13 protein-coding genes and 1 tRNA gene are annotated in these 17,570 nt (G+C 70.5%); 8 read left to right on the plus strand and 6 right to left on the minus strand.

All coding sequences use genetic code 11. From position 1 onward, the window contains the following. Positions 1 to 37: 37 nt before the first annotated feature. Both ACVDFE_RS41090 and ACVDFE_RS41095 read left to right on the plus strand, forming a co-directional pair. Complete coding sequence (locus tag ACVDFE_RS41090) at positions 38 to 2,143, plus strand: M6 family metalloprotease domain-containing protein (protein ID WP_360397942.1); 2,106 nt, start codon at positions 38 to 40, stop codon at positions 2,141 to 2,143. A gap of 58 nt (positions 2,144 to 2,201) precedes the next feature. Further along, positions 2,202 to 2,861 (plus strand): DNA alkylation repair protein, encoded by a 660-nt coding sequence (locus ACVDFE_RS41095; RefSeq protein WP_458434204.1) that lies wholly within the window; start codon positions 2,202 to 2,204, stop codon positions 2,859 to 2,861. Between the two features lie 97 nt (positions 2,862 to 2,958). Here the strand turns inward: ACVDFE_RS41095 and ACVDFE_RS41100 are convergent, their stop codons facing one another. Beyond that, positions 2,959 to 3,846, minus strand: coding sequence for a peptidase inhibitor family I36 protein (locus ACVDFE_RS41100; RefSeq protein ID WP_360397938.1), 888 nt, complete (start codon positions 3,844 to 3,846; stop codon positions 2,959 to 2,961). Positions 3,847 to 3,970: 124 nt separating this feature from the next. Here ACVDFE_RS41100 and ACVDFE_RS41105 point away from each other — a divergent pair, with 124 nt between their 5' ends. Next, on the plus strand, positions 3,971 to 6,781 hold the full coding sequence (locus tag ACVDFE_RS41105; RefSeq protein WP_458434206.1) for a hypothetical protein: 2,811 nt from the start codon (positions 3,971 to 3,973) through the stop codon (positions 6,779 to 6,781). Between the two features lie 11 nt (positions 6,782 to 6,792). On the opposite strand, the gene ACVDFE_RS41110 is transcribed toward ACVDFE_RS41105, so the two are convergent. Next, positions 6,793 to 7,539: an AfsR/SARP family transcriptional regulator gene (locus tag ACVDFE_RS41110; RefSeq protein ID WP_458434208.1), complete on the minus strand. Its 747-nt coding sequence runs from the start codon at positions 7,537 to 7,539 to the stop codon at positions 6,793 to 6,795. A gap of 396 nt (positions 7,540 to 7,935) precedes the next feature. Between ACVDFE_RS41110 and ACVDFE_RS41115 the strand changes: the two genes are divergently transcribed. Then, positions 7,936 to 8,874, plus strand: a complete 939-nt coding sequence (locus ACVDFE_RS41115; RefSeq protein WP_458434209.1) for a hypothetical protein — start codon at positions 7,936 to 7,938, stop codon at positions 8,872 to 8,874. A 325-nt stretch (positions 8,875 to 9,199) separates the two neighbouring features. Next, positions 9,200 to 11,122 carry an RICIN domain-containing protein gene (locus ACVDFE_RS41120; protein WP_458434210.1) on the plus strand — a complete coding sequence of 641 codons (1,923 nt, stop codon included), beginning with the start codon at positions 9,200 to 9,202 and terminating at the stop codon, positions 11,120 to 11,122. A gap of 137 nt (positions 11,123 to 11,259) precedes the next feature. On the opposite strand, the gene ACVDFE_RS41125 is transcribed toward ACVDFE_RS41120, so the two are convergent. Continuing rightward, positions 11,260 to 12,111: an HD domain-containing protein gene (locus ACVDFE_RS41125; RefSeq protein ID WP_458434211.1), complete on the minus strand. Its 852-nt coding sequence runs from the start codon at positions 12,109 to 12,111 to the stop codon at positions 11,260 to 11,262. A gap of 237 nt (positions 12,112 to 12,348) precedes the next feature. Between ACVDFE_RS41125 and ACVDFE_RS41130 the strand changes: the two genes are divergently transcribed. Genes ACVDFE_RS41130 through sufU form a run of 3 tightly spaced genes read left to right on the plus strand, consistent with a single transcriptional unit; the run spans position 12,349 to position 14,860 of the window. Next, positions 12,349 to 13,134 carry a hypothetical protein gene (locus ACVDFE_RS41130; RefSeq protein ID WP_360397926.1) on the plus strand — a complete coding sequence of 262 codons (786 nt, stop codon included), beginning with the start codon at positions 12,349 to 12,351 and terminating at the stop codon, positions 13,132 to 13,134. Beyond that, complete coding sequence (locus ACVDFE_RS41135; protein ID WP_458434212.1) at positions 13,131 to 14,435, plus strand: aminotransferase class V-fold PLP-dependent enzyme; 1,305 nt, start codon at positions 13,131 to 13,133, stop codon at positions 14,433 to 14,435. Before ACVDFE_RS41130 ends, ACVDFE_RS41135 begins: the two co-directional genes overlap by 4 nt. After that, on the plus strand, positions 14,432 to 14,860 hold the full coding sequence (sufU, locus tag ACVDFE_RS41140; RefSeq protein WP_360397922.1) for a Fe-S cluster assembly sulfur transfer protein SufU: 429 nt from the start codon (positions 14,432 to 14,434) through the stop codon (positions 14,858 to 14,860). Before ACVDFE_RS41135 ends, sufU begins: the two co-directional genes overlap by 4 nt. 234 nt (positions 14,861 to 15,094) lie before the next feature. On the opposite strand, the gene ACVDFE_RS41145 is transcribed toward sufU, so the two are convergent. The 3 genes from ACVDFE_RS41145 to ACVDFE_RS41155 all read right to left on the minus strand — a co-directional run bounded on the left by ACVDFE_RS41145 (position 15,095) and on the right by ACVDFE_RS41155 (position 17,551). Further along, positions 15,095 to 15,167: transfer RNA gene (locus ACVDFE_RS41145), tRNA-Ala, on the minus strand. A gap of 274 nt (positions 15,168 to 15,441) precedes the next feature. After that, a complete protein-coding gene (locus ACVDFE_RS41150; RefSeq protein ID WP_458434213.1) occupies positions 15,442 to 16,218 on the minus strand; it encodes a DsbA family protein in 777 nt (258 codons plus the stop codon). A 46-nt stretch (positions 16,219 to 16,264) separates the two neighbouring features. Further along, positions 16,265 to 17,551, minus strand: coding sequence for an MFS transporter (locus ACVDFE_RS41155; protein WP_360397918.1), 1,287 nt, complete (start codon positions 17,549 to 17,551; stop codon positions 16,265 to 16,267). Between the last annotated feature and the right edge of the window lie 19 nt (positions 17,552 to 17,570).

Here is a 17,570-nt window from a genome sequence, read left to right on the forward strand (position 1 = left end):
TGGTGACGGCACCGCGGTCTGCACCACGGTGGGTGGTATGGACCGCACACCTGCACGTCGCCGGAACCGGCGTCCGTTACTGCTGGTCACCGCGTTGCTCTCGGTCGGCGGACTCGTCGCCGGCACCACCGGCGTGAGCGCTGCTCCGCCCGACGAACCCCTGCACCACTGGCAGTTCGACCACTGGCCGCAGCAGCAGCCGTGGCAGCAGTCGCGCGACGCCGCGAGAGTGGCCGCGCACGCCGGACTGCCCGGCCCGATCGACCCGCAGAACTGGGTCAACCCCGACCACATGACGTGGGAGGGGGACTACCGCAAGATCCCCGGCACCACCTGGGCCGACCCCTCGAAGCGGGGGTCGGTGCGCACGTTCAAGGGCGCCCTGGTGCTGCTGGACTACCCGAACCAGCCGTTCGTCGTGACGCAGCCCGAGCACTCCACGGTGTTCGGCAACCCCAGCGCGGAGGCCAGCGGCGTGCCGCGCGAGCAGGTCGCGCAGTTCTACCAGGACTTCCTCAACAAGCCGAACGGCCTCAACCGCGGCCACACCGTGCACGAGTACTGGATGGAGACCTCCGGCGGACGCTACGGCGTCGACCTGAAGGCGTTCGGCCCGTACACGATGCCGGGCAAGGACCACGAGTACGCCATGGAGTTCCAGGGCGGCACCGGCTGCCCGGCCGGCGACACGTGCACCCGCGACATCCGCACCGACGGCCGTGCCGCGTGGGTGGCCGACGTCGGCGCGGAGGTGCCGGCGGGCTACGACTTCACCTACTACCTGTCTGCGGGCCAGGACGAGTCGGGCACCTGGCAGGAGTTCGGGATGATGAAGTTCCGCACCAGGGAGGACGTCACCGACGACTTCGGCCCGCCGGACCCCGCACTGCCGAACTGGTCGCGCACCCGGTACGTGGACTGGACCTCGTGGGCGGCGGGCTCGTCGATCTGGCCGAACGCGGGCGGCGGCTCGTCGACCCAGGCCGAGAGCTCCGGCCAGGGCGTCTACGCGCACGAGCTGAGCCACCTCCTCGGCATCGGCGACAACTACAGCAACCCCTACGGCAGCCCGCCGCGGCGTGACTACTCCGGCCCGTGGGACATGCTGTCGCGCGGCTCGTTCAACGGCCCCGGCGGCCCGCACTCGCGGTGGACCATCCCGGCCACCGGCGGTGCGTCGCTGGGCGCGCAGCAGACCCTGCGCAACAAGATCAAGCTCGGCATCGTCGACGAGCAGAACGTCCTGCGGCTGTCGCGGGAGGCGCTGGCCGGCTCCGGCACGGTCATCGCGAAGGTCACCGCCCGTTCCGTGCAGCCCGGCGCGACCGGCCTCACCGGCGTGAACATCGCGATGAACGCCGACCGGTCGCCGACCTGCACCGTGTCGGCGAACCCGTTCTGCGACGGCGGCGGCTACAACAACTACACGCTGGAAGTCGTCGACCGCATGGGCGCCGACTCGTTCACCCCGGACTCCGGTGTGCTGCTCGCGAAGACCAAGAACGCCGACGCCGCACCGTTCACGTGGGTCGTCGACGCCAACCCGCAGGACATCGGCATGACCGACTACGTCCTGCCGGACGGCACGAAGGTCCCCATCACCGTCGGCGACTACCGGCAGCTGTCGGACGCGTTGTTCCACGCGGGCACCAATTCCGGCAGCGAGTTCGAGTACGTGGACCAGGCCAACCGCCTGCACTTCTACGTCCTCGACGTGCAGCGCGACGCCGCGGGCGTGCTGTCCTACACCGTCGCCGTCCGCTCGCTGGACGGCGCCGGCCCGCAGCAGCGCGGCGTGCGCGTGACGCCCACGGCGGCCCGCACGGGCTCGGACGGCGTGGCCACGTGCCGGTTCCCGTTGACCAACACCGGTCGCGCGGCCGCGGCGGGCGGCCACCCCGAGGACGTCACCCAGTACCTCGGCGGTGACGTCTACCGCGTGTCCGCCACGGTCGCGGACACCGGCTGGACCGTGTCGCTGCCGAACGCACTCGCGACGGCGAAGTTCGGCGGCCGTGTGGACGTCCCGGTGCACGCCAAGCGCGACGGCGGCCCGATCACGTCCAAGGTGACGCTCAAGGCCACGTCCGAGAGCAACCCGGCCAGGACCGCGACCGCCACCTGCACGGTGGTCGGCCGCTAGCCGCACGACCCGTTCGTCACCGACGTATTCTGTTGTCGGTGACGAACGGGAGGCTGCGATGACGATGACCGAGGTGCTGGACCGGCTGGCCGCGCTGGAGGACCCGAAAACCCGTGCCGTGAACGAGAAGCACGGCGACGACCACGGCGTGAACCTCGGTGAGCTCCGCGCTCTGGCCAAGGAGCTCAAGACCCAGCAGGACCTCGCCGTGCAGCTGTGGGCCACCGGCGACACGGCGGCGCGCCTGCTCGCGTTGCTGATCTGCCGCCCCAAGGCGTTCTCCCGCGCCGAACTCGACACGATGCTGCGCGAGGCGCGCAAGCCCAAGGTGCACGACTGGCTGGTGAACTACGTCGTGAAGAAGAGCGCCCACGCCGAAGACCTGCGCGTGACGTGGATCGACGACCCCGACCCGGTGGTGGCGAGCGCCGGCTGGGCGTTGACCGTCGACCGGGTGGCGAAGAAACCGGAGGGCCTCGACCTCGACGGGCTGCTGGACGTCGTCGAGGAGGAGCTGCGCGACGCCCCGGACCGGTTGCAGTGGGCGATGAACCACTGCCTGGCGCAGATCGGCATCGAGCACCCGGCGCTGCGGCAGCGGGCGATCGACATCGGCGAACGGCTGCAGGTGCTCAAGGACTACCCGACACCACCGAACTGCACGTCGCCGTTCGCACCGGTCTGGATCACCGAGGTGGTGCGCCGCCGGAACGCCTGAGCGACGCGGCAAGGGGAGCACCCGCGACGGGCACTCCCCTTGCACAGCACCGGACCAGGTCGACGTCCCCCCTGCCGGACGTCAGCTGTCCGGCAGCTCAGTCACCGTGCGGGTTCTGCACGGAGACGTGGACGTGGTCGTAGTGACCGCCGGTGACACCGCTGCCCGCGGTGTAGTCGCGCCAGCCCTCGGACGAGCGGGCGACGCTCCAGATCTTGCCCTGCCAGATCACGTAGCGGACGTCGAGCTTCGCGGCGTGCTTCTGCAGCCAGCGGGCCAGCTTCCAGCCCTGCTCCTTCTGCGCCGCGCTCGGGTAGGAGCCGATGGCGTTGGAGATGGTGCAGTCGAGCGCGTTGCCGGTGTTGTGGTTGCTCGTCGACGGCTCGTAGCTGCGGTAGTCACCGACCCAGCAGTCCTTCTCGCCGGTCAGCGACCGGATCTGGTCGTCGATGAACTGCGTGCGCTTGGTGGCCTGCGGGGCCCGCGCGGTGGCCGACGGGTGCGGGTTGGTCGCCGGGGTGCCGTAGGAACCGCTCGGCGGCGGGGTGCCGCCACCGCCGTCACCCAGCTTGTGCGCGGCGTTCTCGTTCTTGAGCTCCGAGTTCAGGTTGACCTTGCCACCGGCGGCGATGGTCTGCCGGGGACCGGCGTAGCCGCTGTTGAAGTAGACGGTGACCGGGCCGCTGGTGCGGTTCCAGACCGAGGCGGCCTCGTTCTTCACGCACAGGCCCTTGCCGTTGCCCGCGCCCTTGAAGTCGTAGCAGCTCGGCTGTTCGTCGCCGTAGTCGGGAACGGAGGTGGCGAAGTCCGACACCGAACCGGCGTGGTCGCTGTTGTAGTACAGGCAGAACTCGCCCGCCTCGCAGGAGCCGTTGCGGGCGGTCGCCGCGTTGGCCGTGGCGGCGCCTGCGGACACGCCGACCAGCGCGCCCATCAACGCCACGAAAGTGATCCTCTTGAGCGCCGAGAGCGCTGACTTCCTCATGGCCATGAGAATTGCGACGCGCGCTGACACTTCCCTGACACCGCGTGCCAGCGCGGTGTCAGCGGGTCACCGGACGCGCTTCAGCCGGGAAAACGGGTGGCACGCGTGCGCGATGATGGTGCCGATGACGACTCGACTGGCATTCGGCGTGACGGCCGGACCGGGGCTCGGCTGCTGGCCGGTCCCGTCGGGCGGACCGCCCGTGCCCGGCGCACCGGTCGCACTCGGTCCCGCCGGTGCCGCTCCCGCGGCCGTCCGCGCCGCGACCGGCCGGCTCGACCGGCTGGTGCGCCAAGGCGGTGAGGTCGCGGCGGGTGCGGGCGTCGACCTCGGTGGCGGTTTCCACTCGGCCCGGCTCGCGGGGGCGCACGGCGACCGCCGCGACGCGGTGCTGGCCGCGCTGCGGTGTCTCGGTGCCGACGGCGCGCACCGGCTGGGTGACCGGACCGCTGTGCTGGTGGCGTTGTTCGGCGAGCAGGTCACCAAACGGGTCGGCGCGGCGGCGCACCGGGCGGTCACCGACGGGCGTTGGGCCGCGGTGCAGCTGGCCTCGGCGGCGTCCGACCTGCTCGGGCCGGAACAGCTGGAACGCGTGCTGGACCTGCGTGCGCCCGAGGACGTCGACCCGTTCCCGCGCGGCGCGGCGTCCACTGTGGCCGGTCACCTGTCCCGCGTGCTGGCCGCGTACCCGAAGCCGCGCAGGCTGAAGCTCGTCCTCGACCTGTGGGACCACGTGTGCGGGCTGCTGCTGGACCGGCAGCGCCGGGCCCGCCTGGTGGCGTCGCAGGTGCGGACGGAGCGGCTCGACGAGCTCCGCGACCGCCACCGCGAGCACTTCGACGCCAAGATCGTGCAGCACCTGACCTGGGACCTCAGCGGACAGCCGGTGACGCTCGCCAACGCCGCGCGCTGGCAGCCGCCGAAGTGGTGGACCGCCAGCGAGCTCGAACACCTGCTGCACGACGCCATCGCGGCGACAGCGCTGCTGCGGTTCGCGCGGACGACGTCCGACGAGGGTTTCGCGGTCGCCGTGGACCGGCACCGGGCGGAGCTGGTCGCCGCCGACGCCTGTCTCACCGAGAGGAGCCGCACGGCGGCCACCCACCGGCCCGACGGCGCGTACAACCACCCGGCCCGGCCAGGCGCCTACGTCCACCGGATCGTGCTGGAAACCGGTCCCGACCGGACGGTCAACGCGCGGACCGAGGGCAGGGTGCGCACGTACACCGCCATGGCGCGCAACTACGGCGTGGTCGTGTTCGAGGCCGTGGAGAGGTTCCTCGACAGGCTGTTCCAGCCGCTGCACCACCCTGGCGAGGGCGATCCGGGGCGGTCGCCGCAGCTGGCCGGGTGGCGCCGGGAAGTGGGGTACCCGCGTGCGCCGCAGAGCTGGGAACAGCCGCCGCTGGCCGACACGCGCGAGGAGGCCCCCACCGCACCGCTGGCCCAGCGCCTCGCCGGCGCCGATCCGGCCGACGTCGAGCTGCCGCACGACCTGCTGTGGTTCGCGGACCTCGCCGACGCGCTGGCACCGTTCCACGGCGGCGACTCCGCGACCGTCCGGCACGAGCACCCCCACCCCACCGTCACCTACGACGACGCGCCGGCGAAGCCGGGCCACACCTCGCTGCCACTCGCCGTGGCCGAGGTGGCGCAGCTCGTGATGTTCGGCGCGGTGCCACCACCGCGCTGCGGAAGCTGGGCGGAGCTGGTCACCGGCGTCACCTCCAGCGCCGTGATCGCCGAGGCCGACACCGGCGTGTTCCCCATCCCGCCCGGTGTGTCCGCTGTGGACGGTTCGACCGTCGCGGGGCTGACCGTGGAGCTGGGTCGCGAACCGCGGCAGCTGGCCGAGTGGTCCGGGTACATGGGCAACTGCATCGGCGAGTCCTGGTACGCCGACCAGGCGCGCAAGGGCCACTGCGTGCTCATGGCCCTGCGGGCTCCCGACGGCCGCATCGCCGCGAACCTCGACGTGCGCCGCCACACCGCGGCCTGGCACGTCCACGAGCTGCGCGCGCGGTTCAACGACACCGTCGCGGACGAGCTGGAGCAGCAGGTCAGGAAGTGGGTGGAGCACCTGCCCGCGCCCCGGCCGCCGGAACCGGAGCCGGTGGTGCCCGTTCCCCCGGTGCGCGTGCGGGGCGGCTCCGCCCGCCGGTCCGCCGCGGGAAACCTGCCCGCCGAGCTCGTCCGCGCCCTGACCGCCGCCGTGGAACGGGAGCTGGCCGGCAAGCCGGTCGTGACCGCCCGGCGGGCCTACGCCGAGCTGGCCCGCGGTCTCGGCCGACCCGGTCCCGCCGACTTCGAACCGGACGCGGCCGTGGTGGCGTTGAAGCGCGTGGACGACCACGTGGACCTGGTCCGCGCGGCCCTCGCCGACGGCCTCGCCGCGACGACCCTGTGGCAGGCCACGCGCGTCCGCCCGCTGGCCGCCGCGGTGCACCGGCTCGACCAGGAGCTGCGCGACCACGAGCGGCTGCACGCCCTCACCGGCGGCGCACCGCTGCCGAGGACGTTGCGCGCTCTGGTGCGCCGCCCCGAGATCGCTCCCGCCCACGCCCTGGACGTCGTGGCGCGGTCGGTCCGCGCGGCCATGGGCGAGCTGCTCGGTGACGCCGCGCTGGCGCGTTCGGTGGCCCGTCGCCCGTCCACGGAACTGGTGTGCGCGCTGGCGATCGCGACCACCTGCTCGGAGTCCACAAAGGACACGGTCGTGGTGGCCGGGCCGAGGAAGACGACGGTGCCCGGCTTTCCCCCGAGCGACCTGGCCGACCCGCAGGGGCCCTGGCAGCAGGCGTTGCCCGCGGCCGCCGACCTCGGTGCGCCCGTGGACCTGTTCTGGTCGAAGATCGCCGAACACGGCCTGCTGATCCCGGCCGCGGTGCTGGGCAAGGGCGGCTGGCCCGCGCTGTGGGCCCGGCTGCACCGCTGACGGGTACCGGGTCACAACGCCGCCTGCGACGCCACCAACCGGGTCATGTGCGACGACGGCGCCACCCCCAGCTCGCGGTGCAGCAACGCCCGGTAGTGCTGGTAGTGCCGCAGCGCCGACCCGCAGTTGCCCTGGGCCAGGTGCGCCGCGACCACCGTGCGGTGCGCGGTCTCCCGCACCGGGTCGATCGAGATCGCCGTGAACGCCGCCTCCAGCGCCGCCAGGTGCGCACCGGCCGAGATGAGCCGGTGGGCGACCGCCTCCAGCGCGTGCAACCGGACCTGCTCCCAGCGCCGGCGTTCGGGTGCGAGCCACTCGTCGGCCCAGTACGGCAACAGGTCCCGCGACAGCGCGGCGACCAGGTCCCCCGCGGTCGCCGGGTCGACGGTCGCGGCGGGGCCGACGACGCGGTGGGCCGCCTCGATCGCCCGGCAGAAGTCGACGGTCAGCGCGGGCGACGGGCGTAACCGGTCCACGGAGCACTCGACGACCGGCCGTTCCGTCGCCCTGCGCAGGTGCCACAGCGCCTGCCGCACGTTCGCGGTCGCCCGCTGCCTGCGGCACTCCGGCCACAGCTGCTCGGCGACGGCCTGCCGGCTCACCGCCTCGCCGTGGTGGACCGCGACGTAGGCCAGCAGCCGTTGCGCACCCTTGGGCAACGGGACGTCCCCGCTTCCGGTGAGCAGCTCGAACCGGCCCAGCACCACCAGCCGCACCCCCGCGCCTCCGGCTCGTCTGCCACCTTCCGCTTCGGTCATCGTCGTCCTCCCCGCGAGCACCGGCGCCGTCGCCCCACGACCCGAGCATCGCCCGGAAGCGTCTCCGTGGCATCTCCCGCCCGACTGCCGCGGCGTCCGCCCCGGCGCCGCCGGGCCGCCGCCACTCAGTCGTGCGCGGACTTGACCCATACCTTCGTGGTCACCCGTCCAGGTAAGAACGGCAACGGCGCGTCACCAGCCCCCGGGGCCCCCCGTCGGCACCTGTACCGCCAATGGCCCAACGGAACCCGCCTGGCCCAGTCCAGCCCATCGAGTGACGGCGACGGCACGGCGACACCCCCTCGTGCGGCGCGGCGACCGGTCGGAGACGGCGGCGCCGGAGCGTGTGCCCCACGGGGTCGCACCGGCCCCGCCACCACGACCGAGGAGTGCACCATGGCCGCCGGACAGCTCAAGAAGGTGTCGATCCAGATCGCACCGGACGACCTCAAGACCTTGAAGGACAACAACTACAACCTGTGCTTCGCGAAGAAGGTGAACGGCACCTACAACGTCGTGTGGCAGTCGGCCGACAGGTACCTCTCGAAGAACACCTTCTCGTGGCAGCCGCTCTACCGGCTCTTCGGCAGCAACAGCTTCCAGGGCGACGTGGCGGTGAGCGTCTCGACCAACGACGTCGCGATCGGCCTGGGCGACAAGTCGGTCCTGGACGAGGACGGCCTGCTCCACGACGCCGTCACCGGCGGCCCGAGCACGGGGATCACGCTGGTCAACCAGTACGGCAAGATCCACCCCGGTCTGTCGTCGTACTCGACGGACATCCACGGCAACGGGTCGACGACCCCGATCTACGTCGCCGAGAAGGAGATCGTCCTCGGCGAGGACGTGCTCACCCCGGTGGAGGTGGTCCAGGTGTGGTTCGAGCAGAAGATCACCACGAGCACGATGTTCAGCGACGCGCGGTCCAACTCGGTGGAGATCGACCTCAGCTCTGCCGACTCCGCGACCCGCCTGTACAGCGGGGGCAAGTGGACGACGCCGGCGCAGGCCCAGGCGTTCGAGCTGGACCCGAAGGTGGTGCTGACGATCATCGCCGGCCTCACGGCCGCCGTGGCCGTGGCCGACCTGACGATGAAGATCGCCTCGAAGCTCACCGGCGTCTACCGCGACGTCAAGGTGAACGTCACGACGACCGGCGGGAACAGCGTCAAGATCGAGTACAGCGAGCAGCCCCGCCTCACCGGCGCCAGCCTGGTCCAGACGCAACAGCTGCTGCTGAACCCGACGGCGGTCGACCAGCTCACCGAGTTCGCCGTCGAGGCGTTCGCGCAGTCCGGGGTCGGCTACTCGTCGCTGCAGGCGCACGCGGCCTGACCCCCCGGCAACCGGCCCCTCCGCCCGCCCCGGCGCGGGGGCCGGCTGCCCGGCGCCGTCAGATCCGCTCCAGGTGGTGCTGCCGGTGCGGCATGGTCAGGACGTCCTGCCACCGTGCCAGGGCTTGTGCGAGCACGTCGAAAACGGCTCGATCAACGCGTCCCAGAGGTCACTCCGGGTGGTTCGGCGGTGCAGCCGATCCCGCTGTCCCCGGCAGGCAGGTGTGACAAGAGGAAGTGACACACCTCCGGGTGACCCTCCTGGTGGGTCAGGGGCGAACGTGTTGCCATCGGTCGGGTAGTCCAGCCGTGGGAAGTGGGCAGTCATGCAGAACTGGCACTCGTTCGTGGTGAGCGACCTGTCCGAGCCGACCGGCACGAAGTACGTCCTGGACCTGGCCAACGCCGACGGCCAGCCGTTGACGCCGCTGGTGCTCAACCCGCTGACCTCCACGCCGGCGCCGCAGGGTCCACGGCCCAACCAGCTGTGGTGCGTCGACGGCAACCTCCTGGTCAACCGGCTGAACGGCCTGTGCGCGAACGTCACCGCGAACCTGACCGCGCCGGGCACGCAGGTCATCGCCTGGCACGGGAACGGAGGGGCCAACGAGGTCTTCACCCTGACCGACGGCGCGTTCATGAGCTCGCTGGGCAACGGGACGCTCGCGCTCACCGTTCAAGGCGGGTCGACCGCGGCGGGCACGCCCGTGGTGGTGGACAGCTGCACCGGGTCGCCCGCGCAGACCTGGACGCTGTGGCCGGCCTACCCGGTGCAGGGCATCCTGGGACTGCCGACCGGGCAGTTCCCTGCCTACACCGGCGGCCAGGGCACCGCCTACGACTCGATCAACGAGCAGCTCCAGCAAGCCGAGCTGCTGCCGCGCACGATGACCGTCGAGCAGTCCTACAGCAACCTCACCATCAGCCCGCTCACGCTGTCGCTGTTCATCGGCTCCTCGGCCACGTGCCCGACGGGGGTGTCGGCGACCGACTGGAGCGCGGTGGTCACCTCGCTGCAGCAGCAGCTCAGCCTGGCCGACGACATCCAGCGCCTGTTCGGCGAGCTGACCGGGTTCATCAACTCGTTCTTCATCAACAGTGAGGCGTTGCTGGACGAGCTGGGCGCGGACGTGGGCCTGGGGTCCCAGTCGCACACCGCCGCCACGGTCCTCGCCCTGGTCGAGGGCACCGTCTACACCGCGCTGTCGGCGCTGGGGCCGGTGGCCTCGGTGGTGGCGAACCTGATGAGCACGGCCTACAACGTCTACGAGACGACCACGAAGAACCCCCTGGCGACGTTCGAGGGCGCGTTCGCCGACCTGTGGGGCGCGCTGAGCGAGGCCTACACCGGCATCCTGGCGGCGGCCGGGTCCACGGAGACCTCGGTCCTGCAGAGCTGGGCCCAGATGCAGGCCTGCCAGTCGGGCATCGCCGACGGCGAGCTGAACTGGTCGGCCGAGCTGACCGGGCAACTGGTGGAAGCGGCCACGCCCGGCTACTCGCTCGCGATCATGCAGGCGCTGGTCCCGTCCCGGTACGGCAACCAGCTGTGGGCGCAGTACCCGCGGTCGCAGGGCCCGGTCGACGGTCCGCAGGGCGCGCAGTACAGCGTCGCCCTGCCCGGCGGGGTCTACGACGTGAACCTGCTGGCCTCGGGCGCCTCCTCCGGCGACTGCCCCAGCGAGGCGGCGCTGGCCGACATCTGGAACAACGGCGCGGTGCCGCAGGACGTGTTCGGCAACCAGAACGGGTGGAACCTGTACACGCACTACCAGGACTGCGACGCCAACACGCTGTACACGACGATCTGGAACCAGACCCCAGACGACCTGTCGGTGACGGCGTGGACCTGGAACCAGACGAGCTTCGTCGCCGGTGCGGCGACCCGGCCGTTGGCGGCGTGGTCGAGCATCACCTACGGCACCACCAACGAGACCACGAACACCGATGTGGGCTTCAACGTCTTCAACCCGGCCGTGTCGACGTCCACCCCGGTCGCGACCTTCCACGGGCACATGGACGTGGCGGTGCTCAAGGCGGGGAACGTGTCGGTGACGGCACAGTCCACAACAGACGACTACCAGCTGGTGAACACCCAGTGCGCCAACGGTTCTTTCCACAGCGCGCAACCGGGCCTGATCCAGATCACCGTCACCACCGACACGGTGACCAACGGCACGCCTCCGGCTGTGCAGTTGGTGACGCACCACGGCGATCGACGTGCCCCGGTAGGGTCGCCGACCCCGTAGCGCCGCTGAACCTGCTCACGGGCCGGAAGCCTTCCCGCGGACCTCGGAAAGCCTGCCGCAGGACCAGTTGACCCTTGCAGAACAGAAATTCCCGGCTCATCACACCGATTCCACTTCAAATTCGACAAAAACGCAGACTAAGCGCCCTTGACGACGAACTGCCCGTTTTCGACCGCAGCCGCGCGAACCCGCTGATACAGCTCGGTGAGCGTCGCACTCACCGACACCCGCGGGAGCTGCAGGTTGTCCAGGTCCTCAGCGGTAGCGCTCACATCCGACCACCCCTGCCCCGTCAGGTGCCGCATCAGCGCCGGGTTCAACCGGTCCACCGCCCGCACGAGCCGCGCCTCCACCGTTTCCGCTGCCTCGTGCTCGTGCCACACCGCGAGCATTTCGGAGGCAATGGGTTCCGGGAGGGAACCGAATCGTTCCTGAGCCGACTGCTCCTCCGCCAACACCTTCTGCCGCTTGGCTTCCGCGCTGCCCTCGGCGGCACCGTCGGTGCGCCAGGCGGAGGGGTCGCCGGTGTCGATCTCGACGAGGTCGTGCAGGAGACACATCTTGATCATCTTGTCCAGGTCGACGGGTGCGTTGAACTCGCGCTCGAACTCGTCGCGCAGGAGCCAGCAGATCAGGGCGAGGTGCCAGGAGTGCTCGGCCACCGACTCGGGCCGGTCGGGGGTCGCCAGGTTGTGCCGCTCGACCTCCCGCAGGCGCGCGGAGAACTGGATGAACGAGTACAGGCGATCAAGGGTGGAGGTCACCGGGCCGAGCGTAGAGCAATGCCGGCCACCGCGTGTTTTCTCCTGACGAGGAATGACATAGCCCCGGTTTCCTCGATCAGCATCGGAGAGTAGTGCAGAAGACCACCCTTCCGGGGCAACGGCGTGAGAAATTCCTCGTGCACATGAATCAAGAATCACGCTGAGTCGCAAGATGGATTTCAGGCTTACCTGTTCTGGCCGGAAGAAGCGGTCGGCCCGACTCAAGAACTCACTCGTCCAGCCCTATGCACATAACGGACGACAAGGACAACACAACCGCTCGTTCACAGGTCGCGCTAGCTTGGGGGAAGAGCGCCTCGGTGCGCCACCAGCCTCCACTGGAGGGCAGGCGGCGAGAACGCATGCTGCCGTGGATGACAACACGAAACCGTGTCACCACGAGGGGGAATTCGAATGGCCAAGGTTTATGACGCTGAGTTTCTGCGCGCCCACTTGCCGGGTGTGTCCAACCGGGTGACGACGCTGCGCGAGTGCCTGGAGCCCGGGAGCCTGTGGCAGCCGGTGCTGCAGCTGACCATCGTCACCGACATCGACGGGGAGCCGCACGTCCTCAACGGCACGCGCCGCGCCTCGGCGAACCGGACGCACCCGAACGTGGTCAGCACGCCGACGAGCATGCTGCCGGTGCCGCTGGCCTCGGCGATCCTCGACGACAGCAAGGGCTCGCTGGAGGAGGAGCTGCCCCTGCTGCTCGACGAGGTGCGCTCCGACGACCTGCGGGTGGTCGCCCGCTACGCCGAGAACGACGTGCGCCCGGTGCCGCGCACCGCGGAGGCGCTGCCCTACGCCGTGGCCGACCTGTTGGCCCGCAAGCTGGGCTGCGGCACCGCGCTCGAGCACGCCACCGCCGAGGAACCGCTGGCCACCTGCTCGCTGTCCATGGTCGGCGGCGGGTTCAGCTACGCCGCGGACGGCGACCTGGACGAGGACGGCCTGGCCGAGCCGCTGTTCGAACCGCTGCTGATGTTCGGCGTCGTGGTGCGCTGGCAGGACCCGGCGGTCTTCCCGGAGCGGACCGAGTCCTACGACGGCATCGTCTGGACCCGGCTGCCGGACTACCAGGAGGGTGTGCGGACCAAGCGGATCGAGGCGTTCAACCCGAAGTTCGCCGAACCCGACTACATCGCCGACGCCGACGAGATCAGCGTGTGCGTGCGGGGCCTGTGCCTGCAGACGGCGAACATCATCATCGAGTCCGGCACCGTTGACCACAGGACGGTCTCATGACCGCCGTCGACCGGACACCCGCCCTCCCCCGCCTGGACTCCCGGAGCGTCCGGGCCGACTTCCCGCTGCTGACCGCCTCGGACGCGAGCTCGCTGGTCTACCTCGACTCCGCGGCGACGACCCAGCGCCCGCGCGCCGTGCTCGACGCCGAGCGCGAGTTCCTGGAGCACTCCAACGCCGCGTGCCACCGCGGCGCGCACCGGCTCGCGGAGCAAGCGACAGCCGCGTACGAGGACGCCCGCACCACCGTCGCCGCCTACCTGGGCGGGGACCCCTCCGAGGTCGTGTTCACCAAGAGCGCCACCGAAGCGATCAACCTGCTCGCGTTCTCCCTCGGCTCACCCGGCACCGGCGCGGACAGCCTGTCGATCAGGCCCGGCGACGAGGTCGTCGTCAGCGAGCTGGAGCACCACGCCAACCTCGTGCCGTGGCAGGAGCTGTGCAGGCGCACCGACGCCACCCTGCGGTACATCCCCAGCACCACGAACGGTTGTCTCGACCTCACCGTGCTCGACGAGGTGATCGGCGAGCGGACCGCGCTGGTGTCGGTGACCCTCCAGAGCAACGTCACCGGCGCGGTCACCGACACCGCTCCGATCGTGCGCGCCGCCCGCCGAGCGGGGGCCCTCGTCGCGGTGGACGCCTGCCAGGCCGCAGGCCGGATACCGATCGACGTGCGCGCGCTCGACGTGGACTTCCTCGTGCTGTCGAGCCACAAGATGCTCGGGCCGAGCGGCATCGGCGTGCTGTGGGGCCGGTTCGACCTGCTGGAGCGGATGCCGCCGTTCCTCACCGGCGGCTCCATGATCGAGACGGTCACGCTCACCGGCGCCACCTACGCCGACCCGCCGCGCCGCTTCGAGCCCGGCGTGCCACCGGTGTCGCAGGCCGTCGGGTTCGCCGCGGCCATCGGCTACCTGCAGGGCCTGGGCGAACAGCGGGTGCTCGACCACGAGGTCGAGCTGACCGGATACGCGCTCGCCGAGCTGCGGGCGCTCCCCGGCGTGCGCACCCTCGGACCCGACGACCCAGCGCGCCGGCCCGGGATCATCAGCTTCGTCGTCGACGGGGTGCACGCGCACGACGTGGCGCAGATCCTCGACGACGACGACATCGCGGTGCGGGCAGGTCACCAGTGCGCATGGCCGCTGCACCGGGCCCTCGGCGTCACAGCGACCGTCCGCGCCAGCGTGCACGTCTACAACGGACATGACGACATCGACCGCTTGGTCAGCGGCGTGCGGCGGGCCCGCGAGTTCTTCGCCGCGCAGGGGTTCATCGACCTGGAGGAGCACGCGTGAAGCTCGACGACCTCTACCGGGACGTCATCGCCAAGCACTACCGCCTGCGCAGCGGCCACGGCCTGCAGGACGAGTTCACCGCGGAGGTGCACAAGGTCAACCCGTCCTGCGGCGACGAGATCACCCTGCGCCTGCGCCACCACGACGACATCGTCGACGAGCTGAGCCACGAGGTCGCCGGCTGCACGCTGAGCCAGGCGTCGGCGTCGGTCATGCACACCCTGGTGATGGAGGCGAAGACCGCGGACAGGGTCGCTGAACTGCACGACGCGGTCCGCGACTTCCTGCGTGGCGCAACTCCGGAGCCGCCGGCCTCGGTCGGCGCGATGGGCGCTTTCGAGGCCGTGCGGTCCACCGGAAGCCGCGTACGTTGCGTCCTGCTTCCGTGGCAGGCCCTCACCGCTGCGCTCAAGAGCGTCAGGTAGCTGGTTCGTGGCCACGACTTGGGCGTGCCTTGTGGACGGCGAGGTGGAGGTCAGCTCGCAGGCGGTGATTGACGTGTTGCGCGAGCTGCCGACCAAGTCGAGTGTGCGCGGTCGCTGACCAAAGGACTCGTCGTGGAGCTCACGGTGAGGCGGCGTCCACTTAGGACAGAAAACAAGATCGCCCGCTGAACCTGTTTGCGCAGGTCAGCGGGCAATTCTTGTGCTATCCAATTGTGGAGCTGAGGGGACTCGAACCCCTGACCCTCACACTGCCAGTGTGATGCGCTACCAGCTGCGCCACAGCCCCTTGAAGGTCCACGTTCCCGGCTGGTTTCCCTGCCGTTCTCGTGTGCCAATACCGTACAACATCGGTGCCACAAGATGAAAATCGGGGGTCCCGAACCCCCATCCGCCCTGGTAGACCCCGGTCCAACCCACCCGCAACCCCAGTTTCACCCCAGCTCCCGACCCCCGAAGACCGAAGTGACTCGCAGCACACCCACGAACAACCGAAGGCCAGCGAGAACGAAGACGCCCGGCCCCCACGAACGAACGGGGACCGGGCGCTGTCAGCGAGGGGCTTACTTGAGCAGGTCGGCCAGCCAGTTGTCGTTGGCCGCCATGTCCACGCGGGAACCGTTGTGCGCCACGGTCGGCGTGCCGAAGCCGCCGTTGTTCTTCAGGGCGTCGTTGGCGCTCGTCTTCGACATGAGGTCGGTGAGCGGGGCCTTGTAGGTGTCGTTCTGCACGCACGTCTCGAAGGCCGGGTCGGTGATGCCGAGGTCCTTGCCGAGTTTGATCAACTGGTCCTTGGTGTAGCCGGGGCCGCCCTCCTCAGGCTGCTTCGAGTACAGGGCCGCGTGGAACTCGTTGAACTTGCCGACGTCGGCGGCGCAGAGGCCCGCGTTGGCCGACAGCGAGGAGTAGCCGGCCGGCTTGGAGAGGCGGTCCAGCATCGGGAGGATGTTGTAGCGGATCTTGAGCTTGCCGTCCTCGACCGCGGTCTTGAGGTCCTTGCCGTAGATCTCCTCGAACTGGCCGCAGGCCGGGCAGAGGAAGTCCTCGTAGACGTCGATGGTGGTGGTGGCGCTGTCCTTGCCCACGACCACGACGTTGTTGTCCCGCACCGACGGCGCCGAGATGACCTTCTCGGCGGGGGCGGCGGGGATCGCGCCGTCCGTCGTCGAGTCGCCGGACTGCTGCTGGTAGATCACGTAACCGATCACGGCGACCGCCAGCACGGCCACCACGGCGATGCCGGCGATGACCTTCGTCCTGTCCCCGCCCGACTTGCGAGCCTGGGTCACCGCACGCGCGGCCTGCTTCCGTTTCCGCGCACTGCGCTCTGCTCCACCCACGGGGGCGAGGGTAGCGATCCAGGCTGAAAAGAACCTGAGTACGCGCTCACGCTTCCGGGTGGCGTGGTTTGCCGCCGACGCGTTCGCCCAGTGGGACCTCGGCCGTTTCGTCGAGGGCGCCGCACTCCGGTGCCACGGCCGCGGCCGTGTGCTCCTCCTCGTGTGTGGGCAGGGTCTCGGGGGCGATGAGCCAGAAGACGACCGACAGCAGCAGTGCCGCGCCGGTGACGGCGAACGAGGCCTCGAAGCCGAAGGTGTCGGCGAGGACGCCCGCGGAGATCGGGCCGATGATGGCACCCAGGTCGGTCACCATCTGGAAGCCGGCGAGCACCGGGCCGCCGCGGCCGCGGGCGCCCATCACGTCGGCGACGACGGCGTTCTGCGGCGGGTTCAGCAGGCCCGCGCCCATGCCCGCGATCAGCGAGGCGGCCATGAAGTCCCAGGTGCCGGTGGTGAAGCCCATCCAGATCGTGGTGACGCCGCTGACCAGGAGGCCCGCGATGGCGACCGGCTTGCGGCCGCGGGTGTCGGCGATGCGGCCGGAGAGGAACAGCATCGCGGCGTTGCCGGCGGCGAACACCGACATCGAGATGCCGGCGACGGCGGGGCTCTGCTCCAGCGCCTCGATCACGAAGACCGGCACCAGCGAGATGCGCACGCCGAACACGGCCCAGCCGTTGGCGAAACCGGAGGCCAGCGCAGCGTGGTAGGCGCGGTGGCGCATGGCGTCCATGAACGGCATGTGGTCGGCGCCGCCGGACTTGTCCAGTGCCGCCAGCGTCGACTTCCGCAGGAAGAACCAGACCACGAACGCCGCGACGCACAGCAACGCGCCGTACGACACGAACGGCACCCAGAGACCCAACGGCACGAGACCGGCGCCGACGATCGGGCCCGCCACGTTGCCGACGAGGAACCCGGCCGCCCACATGCCGGAGGCCCGCCCGCGCATGGGCGCCGGGGTGATCCGGATGAGCAGCGCGAGCGCGGCGACGGTGAACATCGTCGACCCGATGCCCGCGAGGGCCCGCCAGCCGAGCATCTCGAAGTAGCTGCCGGAGAACCCGGCCATGGTGGTGCCGGCCGCCACGATCAGGATGCCGACGATGTAGATCCGCGGCTCGCCGAACTTGTTGACGAGGATGCCGCTCAGCGGCGCGAACGCCAGCCTGACCCCCGCGAACACGCTGATCAGGATCGCGATGGCGGTGTGCCCGACCCCGAACGTCGCCGCGAACACCGGCAGTACCGGTGCCACGATCCCGAACCCGATGGCGATGATGAAACTGGCCGCGACCAGTACCCAGACCTCTACCGGCAAGCGCTCGCGCACCCCATGCCTCCCTTAGCCC

The organism is Lentzea chajnantorensis (assembly GCF_054300775.1).